This window comes from Candidatus Sodalis endolongispinus, assembly GCF_018777395.1.
Taxonomy (GTDB): Bacteria; Pseudomonadota; Gammaproteobacteria; order Enterobacterales; family Enterobacteriaceae; genus Sodalis_B; species Sodalis_B endolongispinus.
The window spans coordinates 958,598-984,867 of record NZ_JAFJYC010000001.1; the positions used below are offsets into that span (position 1 = coordinate 958,598).

14 protein-coding genes, 6 tRNA genes, 2 rRNA genes, 6 pseudogenes and 1 other annotated feature are annotated in these 26,270 nt (G+C 54.4%); of the genes and pseudogenes, 17 read left to right on the plus strand and 11 right to left on the minus strand.

The window, feature by feature from the left end; genetic code table 11:
- The first annotated feature begins 282 nt into the window (after positions 1–282).
- The gene (locus tag JZM24_RS04655) at positions 283–1,467 is read left to right on the plus strand and encodes a NupC/NupG family nucleoside CNT transporter (RefSeq protein ID WP_215668779.1); all 1,185 of its coding nucleotides are present in this window, start codon (positions 283–285) and stop codon (positions 1,465–1,467) included.
- Positions 1,468–1,592: 125 nt separating this feature from the next.
- On the opposite strand, the gene JZM24_RS04660 is transcribed toward JZM24_RS04655, so the two are convergent.
- Together JZM24_RS04660 and gltX are read right to left on the minus strand one after the other, a co-directional pair.
- Positions 1,593–1,668, minus strand: a tRNA-Ala gene (locus JZM24_RS04660).
- Between the two features lie 108 nt (positions 1,669–1,776).
- Positions 1,777–3,204, minus strand: coding sequence for a glutamate--tRNA ligase (gltX, locus tag JZM24_RS04665; RefSeq protein ID WP_215668781.1), 1,428 nt, complete (start codon positions 3,202–3,204; stop codon positions 1,777–1,779).
- Between the two features lie 247 nt (positions 3,205–3,451).
- Here gltX and JZM24_RS04670 point away from each other — a divergent pair.
- Positions 3,452–3,527 (plus strand) — tRNA-Val (locus JZM24_RS04670).
- Positions 3,528–3,545: 18 nt separating this feature from the next.
- Positions 3,546–3,621, plus strand: a tRNA-Lys gene (locus JZM24_RS04675).
- 31 nt (positions 3,622–3,652) lie between these two features.
- Here JZM24_RS04675 and JZM24_RS04680 read toward each other — a convergent pair.
- Positions 3,653–3,867, minus strand: a pseudogene (locus tag JZM24_RS04680) (tyrosine-type recombinase/integrase); the annotation flags it as partial.
- Positions 3,868–3,960: 93 nt separating this feature from the next.
- On the opposite strand from JZM24_RS04680, the pseudogene JZM24_RS04685 reads away from it, so the two are divergent.
- Positions 3,961–5,169 (plus strand): annotated as a pseudogene (locus JZM24_RS04685) (IS3 family transposase).
- A gap of 491 nt (positions 5,170–5,660) precedes the next feature.
- On the opposite strand, the gene JZM24_RS04690 reads toward JZM24_RS04685, so the two are convergent.
- Positions 5,661–5,900 carry a DUF2799 domain-containing protein gene (locus tag JZM24_RS04690; RefSeq protein ID WP_246579879.1) on the minus strand — a complete coding sequence of 80 codons (240 nt, stop codon included), beginning with the start codon at positions 5,898–5,900 and terminating at the stop codon, positions 5,661–5,663.
- 576 nt (positions 5,901–6,476) lie between these two features.
- Between JZM24_RS04690 and JZM24_RS04695 the strand changes: the two genes are divergently transcribed.
- The 3 genes and pseudogenes from JZM24_RS04695 (at position 6,477) to tyrA (ending at position 9,167) form a co-directional block, all read left to right on the plus strand.
- Complete coding sequence (locus JZM24_RS04695) at positions 6,477–6,614, plus strand: hypothetical protein (RefSeq protein ID WP_215668783.1); 138 nt, start codon at positions 6,477–6,479, stop codon at positions 6,612–6,614.
- 379 nt (positions 6,615–6,993) lie between these two features.
- Positions 6,994–8,085, plus strand: a pseudogene (locus tag JZM24_RS04700) (3-deoxy-7-phosphoheptulonate synthase).
- Positions 8,079–9,167 (plus strand): annotated as a pseudogene (gene tyrA, locus JZM24_RS04705) (bifunctional chorismate mutase/prephenate dehydrogenase). Before JZM24_RS04700 ends, tyrA begins: the two co-directional pseudogenes overlap by 7 nt.
- A gap of 100 nt (positions 9,168–9,267) precedes the next feature.
- On the opposite strand, the gene pheA reads toward tyrA, so the two are convergent.
- The 3 genes from pheA to bamD all read right to left on the minus strand — a co-directional run bounded on the left by pheA (position 9,268) and on the right by bamD (position 12,014).
- Complete coding sequence (gene pheA / locus JZM24_RS04710; RefSeq protein ID WP_215668784.1) at positions 9,268–10,425, minus strand: bifunctional chorismate mutase/prephenate dehydratase; 1,158 nt, start codon at positions 10,423–10,425, stop codon at positions 9,268–9,270.
- A gap of 24 nt (positions 10,426–10,449) precedes the next feature.
- Positions 10,450–10,576, minus strand: a sequence feature (Phe leader region).
- 136 nt (positions 10,577–10,712) lie between these two features.
- A complete protein-coding gene (raiA, locus tag JZM24_RS04715) occupies positions 10,713–11,042 on the minus strand; it encodes a ribosome-associated translation inhibitor RaiA (RefSeq protein ID WP_215668786.1) in 330 nt (109 codons plus the stop codon).
- Between the two features lie 240 nt (positions 11,043–11,282).
- Positions 11,283–12,014, minus strand: a complete 732-nt coding sequence (gene bamD, locus JZM24_RS04720; protein ID WP_215668788.1) for an outer membrane protein assembly factor BamD — start codon at positions 12,012–12,014, stop codon at positions 11,283–11,285.
- A gap of 132 nt (positions 12,015–12,146) precedes the next feature.
- Between bamD and rluD the strand changes: the two genes are divergently transcribed.
- The 8 genes from rluD to JZM24_RS04760 all read left to right on the plus strand — a co-directional run bounded on the left by rluD (position 12,147) and on the right by JZM24_RS04760 (position 20,013).
- Positions 12,147–13,127: a 23S rRNA pseudouridine(1911/1915/1917) synthase RluD gene (gene rluD, locus JZM24_RS04725; RefSeq protein WP_215668789.1), complete on the plus strand. Its 981-nt coding sequence runs from the start codon at positions 12,147–12,149 to the stop codon at positions 13,125–13,127.
- Positions 13,124–13,855: a purine nucleoside phosphorylase YfiH gene (yfiH, locus tag JZM24_RS04730; protein WP_215668791.1), complete on the plus strand. Its 732-nt coding sequence runs from the start codon at positions 13,124–13,126 to the stop codon at positions 13,853–13,855. The genes rluD and yfiH overlap by 4 nt, the downstream gene beginning before the upstream one ends.
- A 130-nt stretch (positions 13,856–13,985) precedes the next feature.
- On the plus strand, positions 13,986–16,559 hold the full coding sequence (gene clpB, locus JZM24_RS04735) for an ATP-dependent chaperone ClpB (RefSeq protein ID WP_215668793.1): 2,574 nt from the start codon (positions 13,986–13,988) through the stop codon (positions 16,557–16,559).
- A 533-nt stretch (positions 16,560–17,092) separates the two neighbouring features.
- A 16S ribosomal RNA gene (locus JZM24_RS04740) occupies positions 17,093–18,634 on the plus strand.
- 74 nt (positions 18,635–18,708) lie between these two features.
- Positions 18,709–18,785, plus strand: a tRNA-Ile gene (locus JZM24_RS04745).
- 181 nt (positions 18,786–18,966) lie between these two features.
- Positions 18,967–19,042, plus strand: a tRNA-Ala gene (locus tag JZM24_RS04750).
- Between the two features lie 644 nt (positions 19,043–19,686).
- A 5S ribosomal RNA gene (gene rrf / locus JZM24_RS04755) occupies positions 19,687–19,802 on the plus strand.
- Between the two features lie 134 nt (positions 19,803–19,936).
- Positions 19,937–20,013, plus strand: a tRNA-Asp gene (locus JZM24_RS04760).
- Between the two features lie 280 nt (positions 20,014–20,293).
- Here the strand turns inward: JZM24_RS04760 and JZM24_RS04765 are convergent.
- Both JZM24_RS04765 and JZM24_RS04770 read right to left on the minus strand, forming a co-directional pair.
- On the minus strand, positions 20,294–20,671 hold the full coding sequence (locus JZM24_RS04765; RefSeq protein ID WP_215668794.1) for a carbapenem self-resistance protein CarG family protein: 378 nt from the start codon (positions 20,669–20,671) through the stop codon (positions 20,294–20,296).
- Complete coding sequence (locus JZM24_RS04770; RefSeq protein WP_215668796.1) at positions 20,668–21,303, minus strand: carbapenam-3-carboxylate synthase domain-containing protein; 636 nt, start codon at positions 21,301–21,303, stop codon at positions 20,668–20,670. The genes JZM24_RS04765 and JZM24_RS04770 overlap by 4 nt, the downstream gene beginning before the upstream one ends.
- A gap of 407 nt (positions 21,304–21,710) precedes the next feature.
- On the opposite strand from JZM24_RS04770, the gene JZM24_RS04775 reads away from it, so the two are divergent.
- On the plus strand, positions 21,711–22,550 hold the full coding sequence (locus JZM24_RS04775; RefSeq protein ID WP_215668797.1) for an endonuclease/exonuclease/phosphatase family protein: 840 nt from the start codon (positions 21,711–21,713) through the stop codon (positions 22,548–22,550).
- A 301-nt stretch (positions 22,551–22,851) separates the two neighbouring features.
- Positions 22,852–23,906: pseudogene (locus JZM24_RS04780) on the plus strand (IS3 family transposase); the annotation flags it as partial.
- A 160-nt stretch (positions 23,907–24,066) separates the two neighbouring features.
- Here JZM24_RS04780 and mltD read toward each other — a convergent pair.
- A pseudogene (mltD, locus tag JZM24_RS04785) lies at positions 24,067–25,443 on the minus strand (murein transglycosylase D).
- Between the two features lie 70 nt (positions 25,444–25,513).
- Positions 25,514–26,266, minus strand: a complete 753-nt coding sequence (gloB, locus tag JZM24_RS04790) for a hydroxyacylglutathione hydrolase (protein WP_215670009.1) — start codon at positions 26,264–26,266, stop codon at positions 25,514–25,516.
- Positions 26,267–26,270: the final 4 nt, after the last annotated feature.

Genomic DNA, 26,270 nt, shown 5'->3' on the forward strand with positions numbered 1-26,270 from the left:
CAGCCAGGAATGCATAATCTGTGCGCGCGGTGGGACGGCCCGGACTCGGCGACGTTTCACCCTAACGGCCAAAAATATAGCACAGGCTAAGTTTTAGCCTAGCATAGAACTTAGCCTTTCGACGCTCATTTTCAATCCCAATGCATAAATTTCCCGCCGTGGGGTGGGTTATCACACCACAGAGAGAGGATTTTGCTATATTTGCAACTTAGAACTCGTTTTTAGCTGCACCGTTACATAGAATAAGCGGCGAATTCTGCCTGCCTCATTTTTGGAGCAACTATGTCCCGCATTTTACACTTTGTCCTGGCGCTCGCCGTGGTGGCGTTCCTGGCAATGTTGGTGAGCCGCGATCGTAAAAGCGTTCGCGTCCGTTTCATTATTCAGCTGTTAGCCATTGAGATACTGCTCGCTTATTTTTTCCTCAATTCCCAGATAGGCCTGGGTTTTGTGCAGGGTTTCTCTGCCCTGTTCGATAAATTGCTTGGTTTTGCCGCTGAAGGGACCGGTTTCGTGTTCGGCAATATGAATAAGCAAGGGCTGGCGTTCTTTTTCCTGAACGTGTTGTGCCCGATTGTGTTCATCTCAGCGCTAATCGGCATTCTGCAGCATATCCGCGTGCTGCCCTTCGTTATCCGCATCATTGGCCCCGTGCTGTCCAAGATTAACGGTATGGGCAAACTGGAATCGTTCAACGCCGTCAGTTCATTGATCCTCGGCCAGTCGGAAAACTTTATCGCTTACAAGGATATTCTCGGCAAAATGTCCGAGCGTCGCATGTACACGATGGCCGCCACGGCGATGTCGACGGTATCCATGTCCATTGTCGGCGCTTATATGACCATGCTGGCGCCGAAATATGTCGTAGCGGCGCTGGTGTTGAATATGTTCAGTACCTTTATTGTGCTGTCTTTGCTTAACCCTTATCAGGTCGATAAGGAAGAAGATTTGCAGATGAGTCATCTGCACGAAGGGCAAAGTTTCTTTGAGATGCTGGGTGAATATATTCTCGCCGGTTTTAAAGTGGCGATTATCGTCGCGGCGATGCTTATCGGCTTCATCGCGCTGATTGCTGCCGTAAACGCGCCGTTTAGCCTGTTGTTCGGTATTAGCTTCCAGGGCATCCTCGGCTATATTTTCTTCCCCTTCGCCTGGGTGATGGGCGTGCCGGCCCACGAAGCGCTACAGGTTGGCAGCATAATGGCCACCAAACTGGTGTCGAATGAATTTGTCGCCATGATCGATTTGCAAAAAGTCGCCGGGGAATTATCACCGCGCTCGGTAGGGATTCTGTCGGTTTTTTTGGTGTCGTTTGCCAACTTTTCTTCCATCGGCATTGTTGCGGGCGCCATTAAAGGCCTCAACGAACATCAGGGCAACGTTGTCTCCCGTTACGGCCTGAAACTGGTTTATGGCTCCACGCTGGTTAGCGTATTGTCCGCCGCCATTGCCGGCCTGGTTATCTGACGCCGCACTCTCCTTTTCCCCGGACAGACGGCCGTGGTCGGACCAGCCCAGTCAGGCAGTCAGCTTACGCCATCGACAGCATAATGTCCAGACGAAAAAAAACCGGCCAACGCCGGTTTTTTAATTGGTGGAGCTAAGCGGGATCGAACCGCTGACCTCCTGCATGCCATGCAAGCGCTCTCCCAGCTGAGCTATAGCCCCGTACTACGGATGTCGTCTCTGGTGGACGGGGCGCATGATATGAATTCCAACAAACTCTGTCAACGGCTAAATTCACCAAACGGGTCAAACGCTGAAAAAGCCGTCAAGTCAGGGCTGACCGGCGCTTTCCTGCGCCCGGCGGGCGATAAAGTCCAACGCCTTTTCGATGCGCGTCAAACAACGCGACTGACCTATGGCATGCACGGTGACGTCAAGGGCGGGGGACTGGCCGGCGCCGGTAACCGCAACGCGCAGCGGCATACCGACCTTACCCATGCCGACCTGCAGCGCCTCCGCCGTTTGCTCAATAGCCGCATGCACAGTGGCCGGCGTCCACTCACCGAGCACCGCCAGTTTGGCGCGTGCCGCCTCCAGCGCCGGAGCCACCTCCGGGCGCAAATGCTTCTTGGCCGCGTCGGCATCGAATTCGCTGAAATCCTCATAGAAGTAGCGGCAGCTGGCCGCCATCTCTTTCAGAGTCTTGCAGCGCTCGCCCAGCAACTTCACCAGCGCCGCCAGCTGTGGGCCGGTGCGGGTATCAATTCCCTGCTGCTCGATATGCCAGACCAGATGGGTGGCAACATAGTCGGCCGGCAGGTGATTAATGTAATGGTGATTCAGCCATAGCAGTTTTTCAGTGTTGAAGGCGCTGGCGGACTTGCTCACCGCCTCAAGGCTGAAGAGCTGTTTCATTTCGTCGACGCTGAAAATCTCCTGATCGCCGTGGGACCATCCCAGACGCACCAAATAGTTCAGCAGCGCCTCCGGCAAAAAACCGTCATCGCGGTATTGCATGACCCCCACCGCGCCGTGGCGTTTGGAGAGTTTTTTGCCATCGTCGCCCAGGATCATCGAGACATGGGCATAGGCCGGCACCGGCGCCCCCAGCGCCTTGAGGATGTTGATTTGGCGCGGCGTGTTATTGATATGGTCTTCCCCGCGGATAACGTGGGTTATCGCCATATCAAAATCGTCCACCACCACGCAGAAATTGTAGGTGGGCGACCCGTCGGTGCGGCGGATGATGAGATCATCTAGCTCCTGATTGCTAAATTCGATCGGCCCACGGATGAGGTCATTAAACACCACCGAGCCGTCCTGCGGGTTGCGAAAACGCACCACGCAGGGTTCATCGGCGGCGTGATGCTCATGGCTGTAGCGGCAGCGGCCGTCGTAGCGCGGTTTTTCGCCCCGGGCCATCTGCGCTTCGCGCAACGTTTCCAGCCGCTCTTTAGAGCAATAGCAGTGATAGGCGGTGCCCTTGGACAGCATATCGTCAATGACCGCGTTATAGCGGTCGAAACGTTTAGTCTGGAAATAGGGGCCTTCGTCCCAATCCAGATTGAGCCAGTTCATACCGTCCATAATGGCGTCGATCGCCGGCTGCGTTGAGCGCTCAAGATCGGTGTCTTCTATGCGCAGCACAAACTCTACGCCCAGATGGCGGGCAAACAGCCACGAATAGAGCGCGGTGCGCGCGCCACCGACATGTAAATAGCCGGTGGGACTGGGCGCGAAACGGGTTTTAATTTTCATCAGCTACATTGCCTTCATTACGCAGGGCGAAGAGCCGGAATGGCGCTTCCGGCCCACAATAAAAAGTGGGGAATAGTCTACCACTTGGGGGAGAATCCTCAACGCCTGTCCTCATCCGGGCGGTTTTTTTGCTCAGGCCGGGGCAAAACCCGCCCGGGATGGCTAAATTTAATACGAACACGCAAATTCACGGGAAAAATCGTTGACTCATTTCGGCGGTTCCCTATAATGCGACTCCACACAGCGGGGGTGATTAGCTCAGCTGGGAGAGCACCTCCCTTACAAGGAGGGGGTCGGCGGTTCGATCCCGTCATCACCCACCATTCTGATGTTTTTTAAGTGGGTCGTTAGCTCAGTTGGTAGAGCAGTTGACTTTTAATCAATTGGTCACAGGTTCGAATCCTGTACGACCCACCAATTAAAACAAGGAGTTACAGTTGATGACATCTTATGTAACTTCCTTAAGCGTCATATTAGTGACATGAAATCCGAGTATGACATTAATGTTTTTAGCGTGTTTCTTCAATTGTGCAGGGGATAAGTGAGCATACCTTTTTACCATTTGGATACTTTCCCATCCCCCATTTCTTGCAATGCTGGTAGAGGTACACCAGACTGGATTAACCAACTCGCCCAAGTATGCCTCAGATCATGAAATCGAAAGCTGATTTATCCCCCTGAAACACCAGACAGTAGCTGTATCTCCAGATAAGAGATAGGCTTGAATATATGTCTAACACTAACGCCAATTTTGATATGACCGGGATCCTGTTAGGTCAAGAAGTCCGTAAACGTAAAACTCCTCAGGAAAAAATGGCCATTATTCAGCAGAGGATGGAGCCCGGCATGAATGTCTCCCATCTCGCACGACTGCACGGTATCCAGCCCAGCCTGCTGTTTAAGTGGAAAAAGCAATATCAGGAAGGCAGCCTCACCGCCGTGGCTGCCGGGGAGGACGTTGTTCCTGCCTCTGAGCTTGCAGCTGCATTGAAGCAGGTCCGGGAGCTCCAGCGCCTTCTGGGTAAGAAGACGATGGAGGTTGAGATCCTAAAAGAAGCCGTGGAGTACGGCCAGTCACGAAAATGGATAGCGCACGCGCCCTTGTTGCCAAAGGCCGGGGAATAGCACAGGTCAGCCGCGCCATGAGCGGGTCGCGTGCGCCGCTGTCACTGCGGATTAAGCGTTCTGCCGACTGGCAGGACAGGCGCTGTAACCGGCGTAATGACGAAGCAGACGCTGAAATACTGTCGGACATCCTCGACATCATCAGCGATATGCCCAGCTACGGCTATCGGCGGGTGTGGGGCATCCTGTGTAAACAACGTCGCGCAGAGGGACTGACGCCGGTAAATGCGAAACGACTTTACAGGATCATGTGTGAGCATAACCTGCTGTTATTACATTGAAAACCAGAGCGGCCGAGGCGTGAGCATAAGGGCAGGATCGCGGTGGCAGAAAGCGATATGCGCTGGTGTTCAGATGGCTTCGAGTTCGGCTGCGACAACGGTGAAAAACTGCGGGTCACGTTCGCACTGGACTGCTGCGACAGAGAGGCCATAGACTGGTCTGCGAGCACTGTAGGCTACGACAGTTCGACCGTGCAGGATGTGATGCTGAGGTCGGTAGAAAAGCGCTTCGGCGACAGGTTACCCGATACAGCGGTGCAGTGGTTGACGGACAACGGTTCAGCGTATACCGCGCATGAAACGCAGAGGTTCGCCAGAGAACTGGATCTGGAGCCCTGCACAACAGCGGTGAGCAGCCCGCAGAGCAATGGCATGGCCGAACGGTTCGTGAAGACGATGAAGGAAGACTATATCGAGTTCATGCCAAAACCGGATGCGAGAACAGCCCTGCGAAACCTTGCAGCAGCTTTCACGCATTACAATGAAAACCATCCGCACAGCGCGCTGGGATATCACTTCTCCGAGAGAATACCGGCGGCAGCGGGCTTCGTTAACTTAAGATACAAAAGCTGTACGGAGATGGCGGGGCAAGATCAAACCGCATTTCAGTCTGATTTACCATATCTATTTTCAACCTCGTAACGCAAATCGACTTTGACAGCAGGATAACCATCGAGCAGAAGAGTCGTTGTTTTCATAACACGAGAATCTTTCTGACTTCATGTTGCGTTAATATTTAAGTTCGGTATTAAGGCTATCAGCAATAGCATAAGCCATCATTCCATAATTATAGAATAGCGCTACAGTTTGGTTTTGAAAAAGCCGCTGCCGCACCGGAACGTTATTCTGCTCGCGTGCGACGACCGATCCTTATTCTGTAATAGTGAATGACTTATCGGCGCGAGTCGCAAACCTGCCCCATTATGACTGAGACACTATGGACGTCGGGCGCCGTCGTTTCCCAGCCATAGAGTATTGGCAACAAAAGCGGATAACTCAACACAGTCATTTTGGTCGGGGTTTCCTATACCGCCTGAAGGGAGGTGTGATTTATCGGCTAGCGCGATCCATTCCCGTTTGCCATTGTTGGCGCAATTGCTCAGCGTTGGCGATACCATCGCAACTGGCAGGGAAATTACGGCCTTTTTCCCCCCACGCACGTAGGGTGGCGGCACGACAGAGGTCGGCCTGTACCGCCGTGTAGCCCGAGAGATAGTCCTCTCTATCAACGTGTGGCGTGCCATACCATTCGGTCAGGGTGTCATTATCGCGCACCGCTTTACCGGCCATAGCGTCGCGATAGCCGGCCTGATGCCATGCTGACTCCCCTGAGGCTGCGCTGGCGGTTATATCGCGCTACTGCTGCAGCCTGCCAGCATGAGTAACGCCCAGGGGAAAAAAAGCGTTTTTATTCTCATCTTAATTATCGGTAAAGAGTGACTGAATTAATTATAGGGTAAACCCGTCTCAAGGCGATAGGCAGTCTTCGCCATGCTGGCGGGTGGCGCCGACCACCAAAACTTGACGCTCTAACGGCGTCGCTTTATTCGCCACGCCGGGGGGGAGCCCGCTGCTGACCATCAGAGTCGGCCACTATACCGACGTCGCTTTATTCGCCATGCTGGCGGCCCGCCACCGACCATTAAAGTCGGCCGCTATACCGACGTCGCTTTATTCATCACGCTGGCGGACCGCCGCCGACCATAAAAGTCGGCCGCTATACCGACGTCTCTTTGTTCGCCACGCCGGGGGAGCGCCGCTGACCATCAGAGTCGGCCGCTATACCGACGTCTCTTTGTTCGCCACGCCGGGGGAGCGCCGCTGACCATCAGAGTCGGCCACTATACCGACGTCGCTTTATTCGTCATGCTGGCGGGCCCGCCGCCGACCATCAAAGTCGGCCGCTATACCGACGTCGCTTTGTTCGCCATGCTGGCGGGCCCGCCGCCGACCATTAGAGTCGGCCGCTATATCGACGTCGCTTTGTTCGCCATGCTGGCGTAGAACCTCCCCCTCAGCCGCATTCTCAGTCACAAAGCATGAGGGACCTGCTCTACTTCGGGCGGTAAGTGTAATTTATTATTTACACGTTGGCTAGTTTTTTGCCTTCTTATGTCTAACAAATGATTCAAATTTTGGCGTGGGATGCGTATCATACCGCTGTATCGCGCGCTTTCAGCGTAATTTTTTTCCAGACGCCGCTTCTTTTGAAGCTGATTTGCCGATCAAGGTCGGCACAGGATAAAGTTCCATGAGTAATAAATTATTTACACTTTTGGATTGAAAACTTTACGATTGCTGTTAAGGTAGCTATTTATACGCTTTGGCGTAATGGTTTAATGTAATGCTTTGCGGCCATCTTATTTTAGTCAGGATCAGTATCATGCAAAAAGACGCGCTCAATAATGTCCATATTAGTGATGAACAGGTAATGATCACCCCCAAAGAATTAAAACGTCAATTTCCTTTAAGCGAGGCGTAGCAGCACGCTATTGCTGAATCCCGGCGCACGATCGCCAACATCCTTCATGGCCGCGATCCGCGCCTGTTGGTGGTCTGTGGACCTTGTTCTATCCACGATACCGATGCAGCCCTTGACTATGCCCGCCGTTTGCAAGACCTGTCAGCTGAATTGAGCGATCAGCTGTATATTGTTATGCGCGTCTATTTTGAAAAACCCCGTACCACGGTTGGCTTGAAAGGCCTGATTAACGATCCCTACATGGATGGTTCGTTTGATGTCGAGGCCGGGCTGCAAATCGCCCGCGGTCTGTTGCTGGAACTGGTTCGGATAGGGTTGCCTTTGGCAACGGAAGCCTTGGACCCCAATAGCCCGCAATACCTTGGCGATCTGTTCAGTTGGTCGGCGATTGGTGCACGGACTACCGAATCCCAGACCCATCTGGAAATGGCGTCCGGGCTGTCTATGCCGGTAGGCTTCAAAAACGGCACCGACGGTAGTCTGGCGACCGCGATTAATGCGATGCGTGCTGCGGCAATGGCCCACCGTTTTATGGGCATTAATCAGGCAGGACAGGTGTGTTTATTGCAAACACGGGGTAATCCTGACGGTCATGTGATTTTGCGCGGCGGCAAGCAGCCGAATTATCACCCGCAAGATATCGTCGACTGCGAGCGCCAGATGGCGGCGGCATGGCTGTCTGCGGCCTTGATGATCGATTGCAGCCACGGTAACTCCAATAAAGATTACCGCCGCCAGGCCGAGGTAGCGCAGTCGGCGCTGGCGCAAATCAAAGCCGGTAACCGTTCCATTATCGGTTTAATGCTGGAAAGCCATATCCATGCCGGTAATCAATACTCGGAATTGCCGCGAGAGGAAATGCGTTACGGCGTGTCGGTGACCGATGCCTGTATTGATTGGGAAAGCACCGATAGCCTGCTGCGTCAGCTGCACGACGAATTGCAAAAGGTGCTGCCGCCGCGACAGGTCGCGGGGGAAGTCGCGGCATGGTAGCAGAGCTTAGCGTCCTGCGGGACAAGATTGATGAAGTGGATAAGGCCCTGCTGGATCTGTTGGCCAAACGCCTGTCGCTGGTGGCCGCGGTCGGTGAAGTGAAAAGCCGTGCCGGCCTGCCTATCTATGCGCCCGATCGTGAGGCGGCAGCAATGGGCGTGCAACCCGATTTGATTGAGGATGTTTTGCGCCGCCTGATGCGGGAATCTTACACCAGCGAAAACGACAAAGGCTTTAAAATGCTGTGCCCACAATTGCGCCCGGTGGTGATCATTGGCGGCCGCGGCCAAATAGGGCGCTTGTTTGACAAAATGTTGACGCTGTCGGGATACAGTGTACGCGTTTTGGAAAAATAGGACTGGCCGCGCGCTGAAGCCTTATTGGCCGATGCGGGGTTGGTCATCGTCAGCGTGCCGATCCATTTGACCGTGCCGGTTATTGAGCAATTGCCACCCCTGCCGGAAGATTGCATTTTGGTGGATCTGACCTCGGTGAAAAACGCGCCGCTGCAGGCGATGCTGGCGGTGCACAATGGGCCGGTCTTGGGCCTGCACCCCATGTTCGGTCCCGATAGTGGCAGCCTGGCTAAACAAGTGGTCGTTTACTGCGAGGGGCGCGAGCCGGAAGCTTATCAATGGCTGCTGGAACAGATCCAAGTGTGGGGCGCGCGATTGCATCGCATTAGCGCCATCGAACACGACCAAAATATGTCCTTCATCCAGGCGCTACGTCATTTCGCCACTTTTGCCTACGGCATGCATTTGGCCGAGGAAAATGTCGATTTGGAGCAATTGTTAGCGCTGTCCTCACCGATTTATCGCCTCGAGCTGGCGATGATAGGTCGCCTGTTTGCGCAGGATCCGCAGCTGTATGCCGATATCATTATGGCGTCGGAGGATAACCTGGCGCTTATTAAACGTTACTATCAACGTTTCGGGGCGGCAATCGAACTTTTGGAACAGGGCGACAAGCAGGCGTTTATCGCCCGTTTCGCCCACATCGGCCGCTGGTTTGGTGATTATGCCGACCATTTCCTGGCGGAAAGCCGGGTGTTACTGCGTCAGGCCAAAGATAGCCGTTGATAGGTCCAAAGATAGCTGTACATAGGCGTGGGAACAGGTAAACAGGAAGCACGGCGGCACCGACGCCGTGCAGGTTACAGATGCAGATTGCAGATGCAGGTTACTCCTGATCCACCGGCAAGACATTTTCGCTGGGGTAGCAGCCTAACACCTTTAACGAACGCGTAATGGCTTGCAGTTCGCGCAGCGCTTTCTGCATTTTTCCGCTACGCAAATTGGCCTGCACATCAATATAAAACATCTCTTCATGCGCATTACCGTGTATCGGCCGGGATTCCAGGCGCGTCATCACAATACCGTGGGTCCGAAGCACCAACAGCGCCTCAACCAGGGCGCCGGACTGCTGGCCGGTTGCCATGATAAGCGTGGTTTTAGCCGGCACTTGCTCGGTGACATCGATGGGTTTGCGGGCCAGCACAATAAAGCGGGTTATATTCTGCTGCTGGTTGGCCAGGTTACTTTCCAGCACCTGTAGACCGTATAAAGCGCCACCCTGGCCGCTGACCAGCGCGGCGACCGTCGGACGGTTGAGCTGCGCCACTTTTTCCATGGCTGCGGCGGTGCTTTCGCAATAATCGAATTGCCACTGTGGAAAACGTCCTAAGAACTGGCTGCATTGTTGGAAAGGCTGCGGATGGCTGTAGATGACCTCGATACGCTCGAGGTTGGTATTGCCGCTAACCAGAATGCAGTGATCAATCGGGATAGCGATTTCGCCCACCAAAGACAGGTGAGTGTGTTGCAGCAGGTCGTACACCTCGTTGATAGAACCTGAGCTGCTGTTTTCGATCGGCAGAATACCGTATTCCGCTTGGCCCGTTTCCACTAACTGCACGATATCTGAGAATTTTTGGCAACCGCATTCGACCACCTGCTCAAAATAGCGCGCGCCGTACTGCCGCGCCGCCAGATGAGAATAGGAGCCTTTGGGGCCAAGAAAGGCGACGCGCGCTGAACGCTGTTCCTGGTGATTCAGATCCAACTGCAGCAGGGCCTGCTGCGTTAATACCGAATCTTCAATAATCATTTGAAACAATCGGGTAACATAGAAGCCGTCAAGATCACGTTTTTGCCCCTCGGTGACCAGGCGTTTTAGCAGTTCGCGCTCGCGCGCCATATCGCGTATTGGTCGCTGGGAGGCTATTTTGCTTCGCGCGACGTCCAATGCCAGAGCGCGTCTTTCCGCCAGTAAAGACAGCAAATTGAGATCCAGTGCGCTTATTCGATCGCGCAGCGTCAATAAAGTGTTGTCATTCATAATGTGGGTTACCTTTCACGCCAGCAAAAAAAAGCCCCCTGTTTCAGGAGGCTTAGTGGTTCGTCTTCGCTTTATTTCTCACACGACGAGCGCGGACTACTAGCAACGGAAGATAAAAAAGAAAGCGAAGAAAAACTACGGTGTTGTTATGGTTAACTCTATGGAATGAAGAATAGGGGGTATAGTAACCGCTCGCTTTTCTCTCTGTCAATATAAAACGCGCCCTGGGGGCGCGTTGTTCGACTTCTTGCTCACTGACGGGCGGGTGGTTTACCCGGACGGCAGGGTTACACCGCCATGAGATTCGTGGTTTTGACGCATTCCGAGGCGCGGCGCGCTTCACCCTTGTGCTGGACTTTATTGATTTGACGTTCAAGTTTCGCCAGCAGCTCGTTGATGGCCAGATACATATCCTGGTGGGTCGCGCTGGCCACCAGTTGTCCATTGGGCGTGCTCAGGGTGGCATCGGCCACAAAACCTTGCGGCTGTTTGGAGAGGATAATATGGGGATTAATCAGCTGGGTCTGCCATTTCGCCAATTTAGCCAGCCGTTCTTCCGCGTATTGACGAATGGCGGGAGTGATCTCCATTTGCTTACCGGTAATGTTGATTATCATAGACTTACCTCTCTGCGTGTTTCCGTCGACATAGTTTAAGCATATCTGCGGCCCGCATCTTTTGTGTGATTTAGATCACTTTTTTCCCGGCGTAGCAGTGGGGGGAACGGGATCTGTGAGCGGGGGTCAGGAACGGGATTTCTACCCTTGTCAACGTCTGCGCGATGGGGCAATATTATCAGGTTAACCTTATAGAAACGGCGGCCTAAGCCGCCGTCTATATCACGTCTCGCCGGGCCGTCAGGCCGGATTCGCCGCCGTAATTTTTGTCACTTTGTCCGCCTGGCCGCTTAACTGCAATTCCCGATAGGCTTTTTCCATGTATGGCAGCGCCTGGCGCGTCGCCTGAGTATCGGGAAAGTCGCGCAGCATCTGCTCCACGCGGTTGGCTACCGCAACGTACGCGCCGCGTTTGTCGTAGTATTCCACCACGGATAATTCATGCTTGGCCAGCCGGTCTTTGAGATAAACCAGACCTTTGGTGGCATCCATGGCGTACTGGCTGTTCGGATAACCTCGAATCAATTGTGTGAAATCACGAAACGCCGCGCGGGCATGTTCCGGGTTGCGATCGGAACGGTCCACGCCGAAGAATCCCTGCAATGCGCTGTCATCCAGCGCCATATCGGTCAAACCACGCATGTAAAGGACGTAGTCGACATTGGGATGGGTCGGATTGAGCCGCAGAAAACGATCGATGGAGGCTTGCGCCAGCGGCAGATCGGCGGATTTGTAGTAAGCATAAATCAAGTCAAGCTGAACCTGTTGCGCGTAAGGGCCGAACGGATAGCGGTTGTCCAGCGCCTCCAGCTCCTTGATTGCGCCCTTGCAATTACCGTCCTGCAGTTTTTGCTGCGCGGAAGCATAGATCTCGGAGGGGGGATTATCGGGAACGACGTCTTTGTTACTGGAACAGCCCGCCAGCACCAGGCAAAGTGTGGCGGTTGCCACCAGATATTTCATACGCATCATGACGTTTTGCTTATCCTCAGAGTGTTGTTCCGGGAGGCTGTCCGTTTAGCTCCCGGATGAGACCAGTTACAATAGCATACTATTTTAAACGGCATCGCCGTGAAAACCCAACGTTAACGAAGATACCTTATTATGGCACAGCATCAACACCTCACCGGTATGGTGAGCGAATCACAACTCGGGCAACGTTTAGATCAGGCTTTGGCGGAATTGTTCCCTGATTATTCACGATCGAGGATAAAAGCTTGGATCCTTGACGGCCTGGTGAGGGTGAACGGACAGGTCACGACGGTACCCAAAGAAAAAATGCTTGGCGGTGAATCTGTTGAAATACAGGCGCTTATCGAAGAAGCGCCGCGCTGGGAAGCGCAAGATATACCGCTGAATATCGTTTATGAAGATGACGATATCCTCGTTATCAATAAACCGCGTGACCTGGTTGTGCATCCCGGCGCCGGCAATGCCGATGGCACCGTGTTGAATGCGCTGCTGCACTGTTTTCCGCCCATTGTGGATGTTCCTCGTGCAGGTATCGTGCATCGTCTGGATAAAGACACCACCGGCTTGATGGTGGTGGCGAAAACCGTGCCGGCCCAGACTCGTCTGGTGGAGTCGCTGCAGGCGCGGGAGATTACCCGCGAATACGAAGCGGTTGCTATCGGCACCATGACCGCCGGTGGCACCGTGGAGCAGCCGATCGCGCGCCACGCTACCAAGCGGACGCACATGGCGGTGCACCCGATGGGCAAGCCGGCGGTGACCCATTACCGTATTATGGAGCACTTCCGCGTCCATACGCGTCTGCGGTTGCGTCTGGAAACCGGACGAACACATCAGATCCGCGTGCATATGGCGCATATCAATCATCCGCTGGTGGGCGATCCGCTTTACGGCGGGCGTCCGCGACCCCCGAAGGGGGCTTCCGACGCCTTCAATGAGGTGCTGCGCAGTTTTGATCGTCAGGCGCTGCATGCCACCCTGCTGCGGCTTTACCATCCCATTACCTCGATTGAAATGGAGTGGCACGCGCCGCTGCCGCAGGATATGGTGGCGCTTATAGCGGCGTTAAAGGCTGATACAGAACTGTTCAAAGATAGTATGGACTGGCTGTGAGCCGGCTGATTCTGCCCGACTGGCCTGCACCCGCCCGGGTCCGGGCCTGCAGCACCACCCGCGAGGCCGGCGTGAGCCGCGCGCCATGGCATTCGCTTAATTTAGGCGACCATGTCGGGGACGATCCCGAGGCCGTGGCGGAAAATCGTCGCCGGCAGGCGGCGCTGGCAGATTTGCCCGCCGCGCCGCGCTGGTTAACGCAGGTGCACGGTATGGATGTGATCACGCTCAATGGTGCTCCGCCGCCGTCGCTGCGTGGGGATGCGGTTTACACCCGGACGCCCGGCGAGGTCTGCGCCGTCATGACCGCCGATTGTCTGCCGGTGCTATTTTGCGATCGGGCAGGGCGGGAAGTCGCCGCGGCACACGCCGGCTGGCGAGGGTTGTGCGCCGGCGTACTCGAGCAGACGCTGGCGGCGTTTCAGGCGCCGCGCGCGGACATTCTTGCCTGGCTGGGGCCGGCCATTGGGCCTAAGGCGTTTGAGGTGGGCGCCGAAGTCAAAAATGCCTTCGCCCGCCATGACCCCGCAGCGGCCGCTGCCTTTATCCCCCGGGGCGAAAAATATCTGGCCGATCTCTATCAACTGGCGCGTTTACGTCTGCGGACGGCCGGGATCCGCGCCATATATGGCGGTAAGCATTGCACGGTGCAGGAAAACGACACTTTTTTCTCTTATCGGCGCGAAGGTGTCACCGGACGTATGGCAACTTTGGTCTGGCTGATATAATCTCTTGCCCAAGACGATCCAGGATGGATAGCAATTTTCTCCCAACTTATTGGCGAAATATCCTTGAATTTTAAATAAACGACCTTATTTAATCTCCAGAGTAGCAATTTTGACCAATTTGGGAGGAGTTATGCGTCTGGATCGTCTTACCAATAAATTCCAGCTTGCCCTCGCCGACGCCCAGTCCCTGGCTCTCGGGCGCGACGATCAATTTATCGAACCACTACACGTGATGGCGGCCCTGCTAAAGCAGGAGGGCGGTACCGTGCGCCCGCTGCTGCAATCTGCCGGGGTTAACGTGGTGCCGTTTATCAGCGCGGTGGAACAGGCCTGCGAGCGTTTGCCGCAGGTGGAAGGCACTGGCGGCGACGTGCAGCCTTCGCAAGATCTAGTGCGCGTGCTGAACCTGTGCGACAAGCTGGCGCAAAAACGCACCGACAGTTTTATCTCTTCCGAACTCTTCGTTCTCGCATCGCTGGAGTCGCGCGGCACCTTGGCCGAGCTGCTGAAGTCGGCGGGCGCCACGACAGCATCCATCACCCAGGCCATTGAGCAGATGCGCGGCGGCGAGCAGGTGAACGATCAGGGCGCGGAAGATCAGCGCCAGGCGCTGAAAAAGTTCACCATTGACCTGACCGAGCGCGCCGAACAAGGCAAACTCGATCCCGTTATCGGGCGTGACGAAGAAATTCGCCGCACCATCCAGGTGCTCCAGCGGCGTACCAAAAATAATCCGGTCCTCATCGGTGAACCCGGGGTGGGTAAAACCGCCATTGTCGAAGGGCTGGCGCAGCGTATTGTCAATGGCGAAGTGCCCGAAGGTCTTAAGAACAACCGGGTTTTATCGTTGGATATGGGCTCGCTGGTGGCGGGCGCGAAATATCGCGGTGAATTTGAAGAGCGCCTGAAAGGCGTTTTGAGCGATCTGTCCAAGCAAGAGGGCAATGTCATCCTGTTTATCGATGAGTTGCATACCATGGTGTGCGCCGGCAAGGCCGATGGCGCGATGGATGCCGGTAACATGCTCAAACCTGCCTTGGCGCGCGGTGAACTGCACTGCTTGGGCGCAACGACGCTTGATGAGTACCGCAAATTTATCGAGAAAGACGCCGCGCTGGAACGGCGTTTCCAAAAGGTGTTTGTCGCCGAGCCGAACGTGGAGGATACCATCGCTATTCTGCGCGGCTTGAAAGAACGTTACGAGCTGCATCACCATGTGCAGATTACCGACCCGGCCATTGTTGCCGCCGCGACGCTGTCCCATCGCTATATTGCCGACAGGCAACTGCCGGACAAGGCTATTGACCTTATTGATGAAGCCGCATCCAGCATACGTATGCAAATCGATTCCAAACCGGAAGAGCTTGACCGGTTGGATCGCCGAATCATCCAGTTGAAGCTGGAACAGCAGGCGCTGAAGAAAGAATCGGATGACGCCAGTCTCAAGCGATTGGCGATGCTTAATGACGAACTGGCGCAAAAAGAACGCGATTACTCCGAACTTGAAGAGGAATGGAAAGCGGAGAAAGCCTCTTTGTCGGGCACCCAGCATTTGAAGGCAGAATTGGAACAGGCAAAAATCTCGATCGAACAGGCCCGGCGCGTTGGAGACCTGGCGCGGATGTCTGAACTGCAATACGGCAAAATTCCCGAGCTGGAAAAACAGCTGGCGACGGCCTCGCAAGCTGAAGGAAAAAGTATGCGCTTACTGCGTAATCGCGTAACCGACACTGAGATTGCCGAAGTGCTGGCCCGCTGGACGGGAATTCCGGTTTCGCGGATGCTGGAAAGCGAGCGGGCAAAGCTGCTGCGTATGGAGCAGGATTTACATCATCGGGTTATTGGGCAAAATGAAGCGGTGGAAGCGGTTTCCAACGCCATTCGCCGCAGCCGTGCGGGCCTGGCGGATCCCAACCGTCCCATCGGCTCTTTCATGTTCCTGGGACCGACGGGAGTAGGTAAAACGGAATTGTGTAAAGCGCTGGCCACGTTCTTGTTCGATAGCGACGATGCCATGGTGCGTATCGATATGTCCGAATTTATGGAAAAACATTCGGTGTCGCGGTTGGTTGGCGCCCCTCCCGGCTATGTCGGTTACGAAGAGGGTGGATATTTGACCGAGGCGGTGTGTCGCCGTGCTTATTCAGTCATTCTGCTAGATGAGATCGAAAAGGCGCATCCCGATGTCTTCAACATCTTGCTGCAGGTGTTGGATGATGGCCGTCTGACCGACGGTCAGGGACGCACGGTGGATTTTCGCAATACCGTGGTCATTATGACCTCCAATCTGGGGTCGGACGTCATCCAAGAGCGCTTCGGCCAGATGAACTATCAGGAAATGAAGGATATGGTGCTTGATGTCGTCAGCCACCATTTCCGGCCGGAGTTTATCAATCGTGTGGATGAAGTCGTCGTGTTCCATCCGCTGAGCCGGAAGCATATTACCGAGATTGCCCAGATCCAACTGCAGCGTCTTTATCAGCGGTTGGAAGAGCGGGGTTACACCACGACTATCAGCGACGAGGCGTTGGCGCTGCTGGGCAAATCCGGCTTCGATCCCGTCTATGGCGCACGCCCGCTGAAACGCGCCATTCAGCAAGAGATCGAAAACCCGTTATCGCAGCAGATCTTGTCCGGTCAGCTATTGCCGGGCAAACCGATCAAACTGGATGTACAGGACGATCATATCGTCGCCAGCCAGTAAACCCACGGCGGCGGGTCAAGACGATTACTCCGGTCCGTGTAGTCTCGATATGGCACGTTATCCCCCCTATAACCGATCTTCATGGTAAAACCTCTCCCGACGACGGCACACGGCCCTCGGGACGCGGTTTTTGTCATGAAACCTTACCGCGTTTGTCTCGTTTATTCCGTCGCAATTGCTGCATATTTTGCCAGTTAAAACTTATTTTGCATTTAGCACTTGCCACCGGCCGGGAAGGCCCTATGATGCAGCCTCTGCTGACCGGTGAACAGTCGCTGCGGTGCACCGGCTCAGCCAGAGGCAGGCAGCCCGCTACGGGCGAATAAAAGCTTGACTCTGTAAGAGGAAGGCGTAATATACGTCGCCCGCGCCGGTCGAGAAAACAGCCTCCCGGCACTGCTCTTTAACAATTTATCAGACAATCTGTGTGGGCACTCACAAGACGATATCGATACACGAAATATCGAGTCTTGAAGAGTGAACAACGAATATTCTTATGAATACCGGTTTTAATTCTTTGAGCATCAAGCTTTTAATTGAAGAGTTTGATCATGGCTCAGATTGAACGCTGGCGGCAGGCCTAACACATGCAAGTCGAGCGGCAGCGGGAAGAAGCTTGCTTCTTTGCCGGCGAGCGGCGGACGGGTGAGTAATGTCTGGGGATCTGCCCGATGGCGGGGGATAACTACTGGAAACGGTAGCTAATACCGCATAACGTCGCAAGACCAAAGTGGGGGACCTTCGGGCCTCACACCATCGGATGAACCCAGATGGGATTAGCTAGTAGGTGGGGTAATGGCTCACCTAGGCGACGATCCCTAGCTGGTCTGAGAGGATGACCAGCCACACTGGAACTGAGACACGGTCCAGACTCCTACGGGAGGCAGCAGTGGGGAATATTGCACAATGGGGGAAACCCTGATGCAGCCATGCCGCGTGTGTGAAGAAGGCCTTCGGGTTGTAAAGCACTTTCAGCGGGGAGGAAGGCGGTGGCGTTAATAGCGCTATCGATTGACGTTACCCGCAGAAGAAGCACCGGCTAACTCCGTGCCAGCAGCCGCGGTAATACGGAGGGTGCAAGCGTTAATCGGAATTACTGGGCGTAAAGCGTACGCAGGCGGTCTGTTAAGTCAGATGTGAAATCCCCGGGCTTAACCTGTGAACTGCATTTGAAACTGGCAGGCTAGAGTCTCGTAGAGGGGGGTAGAATTCCAGGTGTAGCGGTGAAATGCGTAGAGATCTGGAGGAATACCGGTGGCGAAGGCGGCCCCCTGGACGAAGACTGACGCTCAGGTACGAAAGCGTGGGGAGCAAACAGGATTAGATACCCTGGTAGTCTACGCTGTAAACGATGTCGATTTGAAGGTTGTGGCCTTGAGCCGTGGCTTTCGGAGCTAACGCGTTAAATCGACCGCCTGGGGAGTACGGCCGCAAGGTTAAAACTCAAATGAATTGACGGGGGCCCGCACAAGCGGTGGAGCATGTGGTTTAATTCGATGCAACGCGAAGAACCTTACCTACTCTTGACATCCAGAGAACTAAGCAGAGATGCTTTGGTGCCTTCGGGAACTCTGAGACAGGTGCTGCATGGCTGTCGTCAGCTCGTGTTGTGAAATGTTGGGTTAAGTCCCGCAACGAGCGCAACCCTTATCCTTTGTTGCCAGCGATTCGGTCGGGAACTCAAAGGAGACTGCCGGTGATAAACCGGAGGAAGGTGGGGATGACGTCAAGTCATCATGGCCCTTACGAGTAGGGCTACACACGTGCTACAATGGCGCATACAAAGAGAAGCGATCTCGCGAGAGTCAGCGGACCTCATAAAGTGCGTCGTAGTCCGGATTGGAGTCTGCAACTCGACTCCATGAAGTCGGAATCGCTAGTAATCGTGGATCAGAATGCCACGGTGAATACGTTCCCGGGCCTTGTACACACCGCCCGTCACACCATGGGAGTGGGTTGCAAAAGAAGTAGGTAGCTTAACCTTCGGGAGGGCGCTTACCACTTTGTGATTCATGACTGGGGTGAAGTCGTAACAAGGTAACAGTAGGGGAACCTGCGGTTGGATCACCTCCTTATCAAAACGATACGTTAAGTGACGTGTCCACACAGATTGTCTGATAACTGTCGCGAGCAAAGAAAAACCTTCTATAGGCTTGTAGCTCAGGTGGTTAGAGCGCACCCCTGATAAGGGTGAGGTCGGTGGTTCAAGTCCACTCAGGCCTACCAGTTCTGCTTATTCCCGTGGTGTTTCCCGTAATGGTCAGTGCAACCTGTTGCCGACAGGCGGCATGCGAGACTGTGCGTCTGGAGCGGAGAAATCGAGACTGGCTGTCGTCCTGTCGCGGTCCGGTATCGGGTAAACGGTATCGTCGCGGGTGAGCGACGGCATATGCAAGGTGAACGACATGGGGCTATAGCTCAGCTGGGAGAGCGCCTGCTTTGCACGCAGGAGGTCAGCGGTTCGATCCCGCTTAGCTCCACCATTCCGTCACGGAATGTTTTTGTCATCTTGTGGGATGAGAGGTTTTTCTACTGTTGATGTATTTCAGAGCGCGTTTATCAAGCGAGCTGCGAAATACCGCTCTTTAACAATCCGGAACAAGCTGAAAATTTGAAACACATGCTGAAGTGCAAACTCAGTATGCGAGTCTCTCAAACGAAGTAAGCAAACCTGAGATAACGCGTAAGCGTTATCACTGTAGCGCGACAGGCACTGTTGTCTCCGCGCGGTCTTCGCAGACTACGCCGGGTCTCGCCTGTATGGCGATACTCGAGCGAGACGGCGCGAACGGCTGAAAGCCCAGGCGCACGGCACGCAGGCACCGCGGTGGACTGTATGTCCATGAGGATGCCGAGTACCGCGCAACGCCGGATTTCGGTCGTGCAGCCTGTCGGACAAGGTGCAGACAGCTCAGGGTTGTGAGGTTAAGTGACTAAGCGTACCCTTACAACACCTGAGCTGTTTGAGAGCGTGTGCGAGACGAGAGCGAAAGCGAACGTTGACGTCAAAAACGCAAGAGACGAGACGATATCAGCGATGTTCCGGATAATGCCCGACGGTCACGCAAGTGATGGTCGGGCGGCAAGAGCAGTCTGTGCGGCGGGAGCGGCACGGAGAGAGAATTTGCCTGGCGGCACTAGCGCGGTGGTCCCACCTGACCCCATGCAGAACTCAGAAGTGAAACGCCGTAGCGCCGATGGTAGTGTGGGGTCTCCCCATGCGAGAGTAGGGAGCTGCCAGGCATCCAATACGTCGCACCGGGTCAGCACGGGGTGACAAGCAGGTTCAACAGGCAGCGCGAGCTGCGGTAACACCCGGGATGGTCAACAGGCGTCTGACCACGCTCATGTTAATCCGGCGGGTGTAGTGATTCGGTGGTGCGGTAGTTCAGTCGGTTAGAATACCGGCCTGTCACGCCGGGGGGCGCGGGTTCGAGTCCTGTCCGCACCGCCACTTCCATTGAAAGCCCTGAGCATTGGTTCAGGGCTTTTTTGTATTTGTTCAAAATAACTGGCTGTATCCCGTTGCTGATCGTGGAGTAAGCGCCTCACGGCGCAACCTCGGGCAATGGCGCAACATAGCGTTTCTCGGGGATATCCGGGTTGAGGATGGCGATCTCGGCAAAAGACTCCTCAACGGACGCATAACGCTGCTGACTAAGAAAACTGCGCCAGCGCCAGGCGTGCCAGCGATAGTGCGGCTCGCCGGGTTCACCCTGATACTTGCCGAGGAGTTATAAGGTAAATTTCACCGGCAGTAGGGTATACAGATTGGCGCCATATTTTTGCGCTTTCACTAAATAATAGCGCCTGCCATCGTGAAACAGGCGGTTGACCAGCACCTTGGCGGAACTGGCGGTGAGGCGATTATCGAGCCAAACAAATTTGTCGCTGTTAGCGACGGGCACCATGCTAAAGCCGCCGTCCGGGTGGTGAATGAAAAAACTGATGCCATGGCAATTGTGCGTGTGATTGTTATCGAATTGCCCCAGTATCACCAGGTCAGGTTTACCATTATTATCAATGTCTACCTGATTACCGCCCGGAACCGGCGTCAGGTTGGCGCCCGTCGCGCTGACTGAGAAAAATAGGGCGAGCAGTAACGCCCTCATAGAATGCCGCTCTCAATCGTCATGGGCATCTTGGCCGGGCGCAATAATTGTCGGCTTTCGCAGACCTCACAGTCGGCGTCGCTAAAACGAAATACGTTTAACGTTCCCGGCAAAATGCGCTGGATATGGCAACCCATGCTCACCGCAGTTTCGCCTGTCTGCGGGTCGTGCTGGATATCGCGGTCATGCAGCGCGCTGATGAGTTTCAATTTATCAGTGATCCAACGATCGCCTGCATTGACCAGATACACCGGATTATGGCCACAGGCATCGGTTAGCAGCGTCAGGGTACCGTTTCTGTCTTCAATAAAGAAACAGAAGTCCCCTTCGGCCAGACCGAGCGCCGCCGAACCTAATTGCGTGCTGAGCTGGTAAAGCACTTCGGCCCCGTTAACCACGGGTACGCCGCCGGTAAAATGCGTCGCCAGATGGCGCAACAGGCGCTTGTTACGTAGCAGCCCGATAAGATAGGCGCTACCGGTGGCAAAGCGATAACTTTGCACCGGTGTTTTGCGACCGGTAAACAGGCATCCGTTGCGCAGCATTTCGATATTGCCGCTGCAGCAATGTGCCAATAGACTGATATCTTTATTGATATTACCATGAATGATACAAAAGCCATTGTCCACCATCTCTCAACTCCTCTTGATTATGCTATCGACTGCAGCGCGGTGTCGGCCGCTCGACTTTTAAACTCTCACGATAAACAAGTTTGGCAGTAATGAATACTGAACTATAGTGCAGTAGTTGGCGGCGGCGGGCTTACCCACAACGAGAGAGCTTATCGGGACGGCCTGGGGTATCGTTAGCCGCCGCAAAACGCCCCCGGCTGGCGTAAGCCGCGCCCAGTGGTCCACGCCCCGGTAGAGGGTGTTTGTGATATACTGTGTGGGTCGGGCCGCGACGTTATGGCGTCACGTTGAATTTGCCGGGCCGTTATAAAAGCGTAAGATAGTATGGTGTCCGTGGACGAAAAACAGCGGGGAATCAACTCAAACACTGCCTCGGGCGCAAAAACTTAAGAGAATAGGCGGTAACCGTGCCAAAAAAAACATATGCCGTCAGGTATGTCGCGGGCCAGCCAGTCGAGCGTATCTTCCCACCCCTTGCCTCTGGCCAATTAGGTCAGGCGTTGCCGCCGGGAGAACCTTTGCCAGGCTCGTGCATTTTGCGGGTAATGGTATGGAATATCTTTAAACAGCAACGCGCCAATTGGCTATCGGTTTTGCAGGGGTTTGGTAAAGATGCCCAGCTGGTCCTGCTACAGGAAGCACAAACCACGCCTGAACTGGTCCGATTCGCCACTTCTCATTATCTGGCGGCGGATCAGGTTCCTGCATTGATTTTCCCGCAACACCAGTCAGGGGTAATGACCCTGTCCGCGGCTCATCCCGTCTACTGCTGTCCACTGCGCGAGCGCGAGCCGCTGTTACGGTTAGCCAAGTCGGCGCTGGTCACCGTGTATCCTATTCACAACGGCCAATTGCTGATGGTGGTCAATATCCATGCGGTGAATTTTAGTCTGGGAATTGATGTGTACAGCAAACAGCTGGACCCCATCGGCGAGCAGATCCGCAATCACAGCGGCCCGGTTATCATGGCGGGGGATTTCAATGCCTGGAGCAGACAGCGTATGCTGGCGCTTTACCGTTTCGCGGAACGGATGGGCCTCGGCGAGGTGAGGTTTGTCGATGATCAACGCCGGCGGGCGTTTGGCCGTCCGCTGGATTTCGTCTTTTATCGCGATATGAACGTCTGCGAGGCGTCGGTACTGGTGACCGAGGCCTCAGACCATAATCCTTTGCTGGTCGAGTTTGAGCACACCACCCGGCGTGTGCGGACACCGGCCGAGCCGAAGATTGTCGGTATCGGGACGTAAATCCAGCAGCGCACCAGGGTATGACCCGGTTGTCGGTATCGAAAGGTAAACCCCACAGCGCGTTGGGATCTGACCCCGTTGTCGTATTGGGACATAAGTCCATTAGCGTATTGGGATGTCAACTTAGTCCTGTATCGGTACAGGGACTAGGTAACGCCTGCAGGCATAAAAAAAGCAGACGTTGTAGCGTCTGCTTTTCAAGTTACCCACTGATTTATCCCCCTGAAACACCAGACAGTAGCTGTATCTCCAGATAAGAGATAGGCTTGAATATATGTCTAACACTAACGCCAATTTTGATATGACCGGGATCCCGTTAGGTCAAGAAGTCCGTAAACGTAAAACTCCTCAGGAAAAAATGGCCATTATTCAGCAGAGGATGGAGCCCGGCATGAATGTCTCCCATCTCGCACGACTGCACGGTATCCAGCCCAGCCTGCTGTTTAAGTGGAAAAAGCAATATCAGGAAGGAAGCCTCACTGCCGGGGAGGACGTTGTTCCTGCCTCTGAGCTTGCAGCTGCATTGAAGCAGGTCCGGGAGCTCCAGCGCCTTCTGGGTAAGAAGACGATGGAGGTTGAGATCCTAAAAGAAGCCGTGGAGTACGGCCAGTCACGAAAATGGATAGCGCACGCGCCCTTGTTGCCAAAGGCCGGGGAATAGCACAGGTCAGCCGCGCCATGAGCGTGTCGCGTGCGCCGCTGTCACTGCGGATTAAGCGTTCTGCCGACTGGCAGGACAGGCGCTGTAACCGGCGTAATGACGAAGCAGACGCTGAAATACTGTCGGACATCCTCGACATCATCAGCGATATGCCCAGCTACGGCTATCGGCGGGTGTGGGGCATCCTGTGTAAACAACGTCGCGCAGAGGGACTGACGCCGGTAAATGCGAAACGACTTTACAGGATCATGTGTGAGCATAACCTGCTGTTATTACATTGAAAACCAGAGCGGCCGAGGCGTGAGCATAAGTGCAGGATCGCGGTGGCAGAAAGCGATATTCGCTGGTGTTCAGATGGCTTCGAGTTCGGCTGCGACAACGGTGAAAAACTGCGGGTCACGTTCGCACTGGACTGCTGCGACAGAGAGGCCATAGACTGGTCTGCGAGCACTGTAGGCTACGACAGTTCGACCGTGCAGGATGTGATGCTGATGTCGGTAGAAAAGCGCTTCGGCGACAGGTTACCCGATACAGCGGTGCAGTGGTTGACGGACAACGGTTCAGCGTATACCGCGCATGAAACGCAGAGGTTCGCCAGAGAACTGGATCTGGAGCCCTGCACAACAGCGGTGAGCAGCCCGCAGAGAATGGCCGAACGGTTCGTGAAGACGATGAAGGAAGACTATATCACTCTCCGAGAGAATACCGGCGGCAGCGGGCTTCGTTAACTTAAGATACAAAAGCTGTACGGAGATGGCGGGGCAAGATCATTTTCAAGTTACCCACGCTGGCATTAACCTGCCCAGGCATCACGCCGTCTCACATCACCGCAAAAACGATGCGATCAGCACTGCCTCAGGAATCCGTCGACTTGCCGTTAACGAACAGTGTCAGCTTAAGCCCCGGCTGCAGGTTGTTGGCATTGGTCAACGCATCGTTCCAGCGCATAACGTCTTTAATATCAACGCCGTGCCGGCGGGCTGATGCTCGCCAGGGAATCCCCTTTGCGCACCTGATAAGTGATGCTGTTGTTGTTGGCAATCTGCATCGTGCCGCTGCCGACTTTCAGCGTCTGGCCTACTTTCAAGCTGCGCGCGCTGCGCAGATTATTCCATTTCTGCAGGTCAGCGGTTTTGACGTTCAGCCGTTGTGCGATGTCGGATAACGTATCTCCGGCACGGACCTCATAGCTGCCGCTGCCGATATTATCGGCCAGCTGCGTGGACTGCACTGCCGCAATATCGCCTTCCGCCAGCGAGGTACGCAGCTGAGAAGCATGCTCCTTGGGCAGCATGATATAATGCGGCCCATTCGGCGCTGTCACGTTGCGTTTGTAGCCGGTGTTGAAGCTTTTCAGCTTAGTCAGCGACAGGCCAGACATTTCAGCCGCCTGCGTCAAACCGATTTGCTGACCGACTTCCACCCGCGCCAGCGCGCGTTGTGCATTCGATTTAGGCAACGCGATGCCAAATTGTTTGCTATTCTTAATGAGGTTGCTAAGCGCAAGCATCTTCGGAACATAAAGGGTGGTTTCGCGATGCAGCGCCAACGACCAGAAATCGGTAGGGCGACCTTTGGCCTTATTACGCTTAGTGGCCTGCATAATACGGCCTTCACCGCTGTTATAGGCGGCGATAGTCAATAGCCAGTCGCCGTCGAACATACGGTTAAGCCGCTGCATCATATCCAGTGCAACGGTGGTGGACGCCACCACATCACGGCGGCCGTCATACCACTGATTTTGCTTCATGCCATAATTCTTGCCTGTCTGGGGAACAATCTGCCAAAGGCCAGCCGCGTTAGAGGCGGATGTTGCCTTCTGGTCAAAAGCGCTCTCCACTATGGGTAGCAGTACCAGTTCCATCGGCATCTTACGTTGCTTAATCTGCTCGACAATCCAGTACATGTACGGCTCTCTGCCCGTAATGTTACATCGTGGAGATAGCTCTTCTGTTTCAAATAACGCTTTTGTTGCTCGCGGACCCGGGCGTTATCCGGTATCTGCATCTTCAGCTCGTCGCCAATGAAGTTCCACAAATCGCCCTGCGGCAGGCTGCTATTGATATCTTGCCATCGCGCGGTACCCGCTCGGTCATCTGTGTACTTTCCTGCTTCACCTTGACCTGCCGAAGAAACACTCTGTGCATGCTGTTCGGGGGGCGGTGTGTCCTGCCTGGACACCTGACACCCCACCAGCAAGACCGAGGCGAATAAAATCGCATGAGTCTTCATCTGTATGTCAATAGTCGCTTAGAAGGCGAGCGATGGTACTTTGAAGCCTGGGACATTACAACTAAAACCTTCAGAAATGATCATTCTTCGCGCGTAATGCCGCAAAAACCCGCCATTCCTCATCAGGAACGGGGTGAGCGTTTAATTTGTTTTGTAAATCAACGTCATGACAACGTAAGAATAGATTAATTTGTCGCTCTAAATGCAGCGTAGAGGGCAGGCTGGGCTGGTTTTTCAGCCGTAACTCACTAATTTTATGTTGATAACCTGCGATAACACTATCTTCGGGTAACAAGGCGGCGGAAAAGTTCAAATTGCTTAAAGTATACTCATGTGCGGCGCAGATCAGAGTCTCGGACGGAAGCAGGTTAACCTTCTGAAATGACTCATACATTTGTTTAGGTGTACCCTCGAAAAGCCGGCCGCAACCTGCGGAAAAAACCGTGTCGCCGCAAAAAAGCCAGGGCGCGCTGTAAAATCCGATATGTCGGAGTGTATGTCCGGGTAATGCCATTATGCTGAAGGTGTGTCTTAGTAATGTCAGGCTATCGCCTTCGTTGACTATTTGGCTTGCGCCTTTGGTACGGGTTTCTTCCGGGCCATAGACCGGCACCTGGAAATGCTGCAGCAGCTCGGCAACGCCACCCACATGGTCCTGATGATGATGGGTCAATAACATGGCGACAGGGGTCAAATGGTGGTCGGCCAGCGCCTGCAACACCGGCGCCGCTTCGCCTGGATCCACCACCAGACATTGCCTGTCGTCATTGTGTAAAAGCCAAATGTAATTATCCGCCAATGCGGGAATGCTGATAAGATTCATTGTT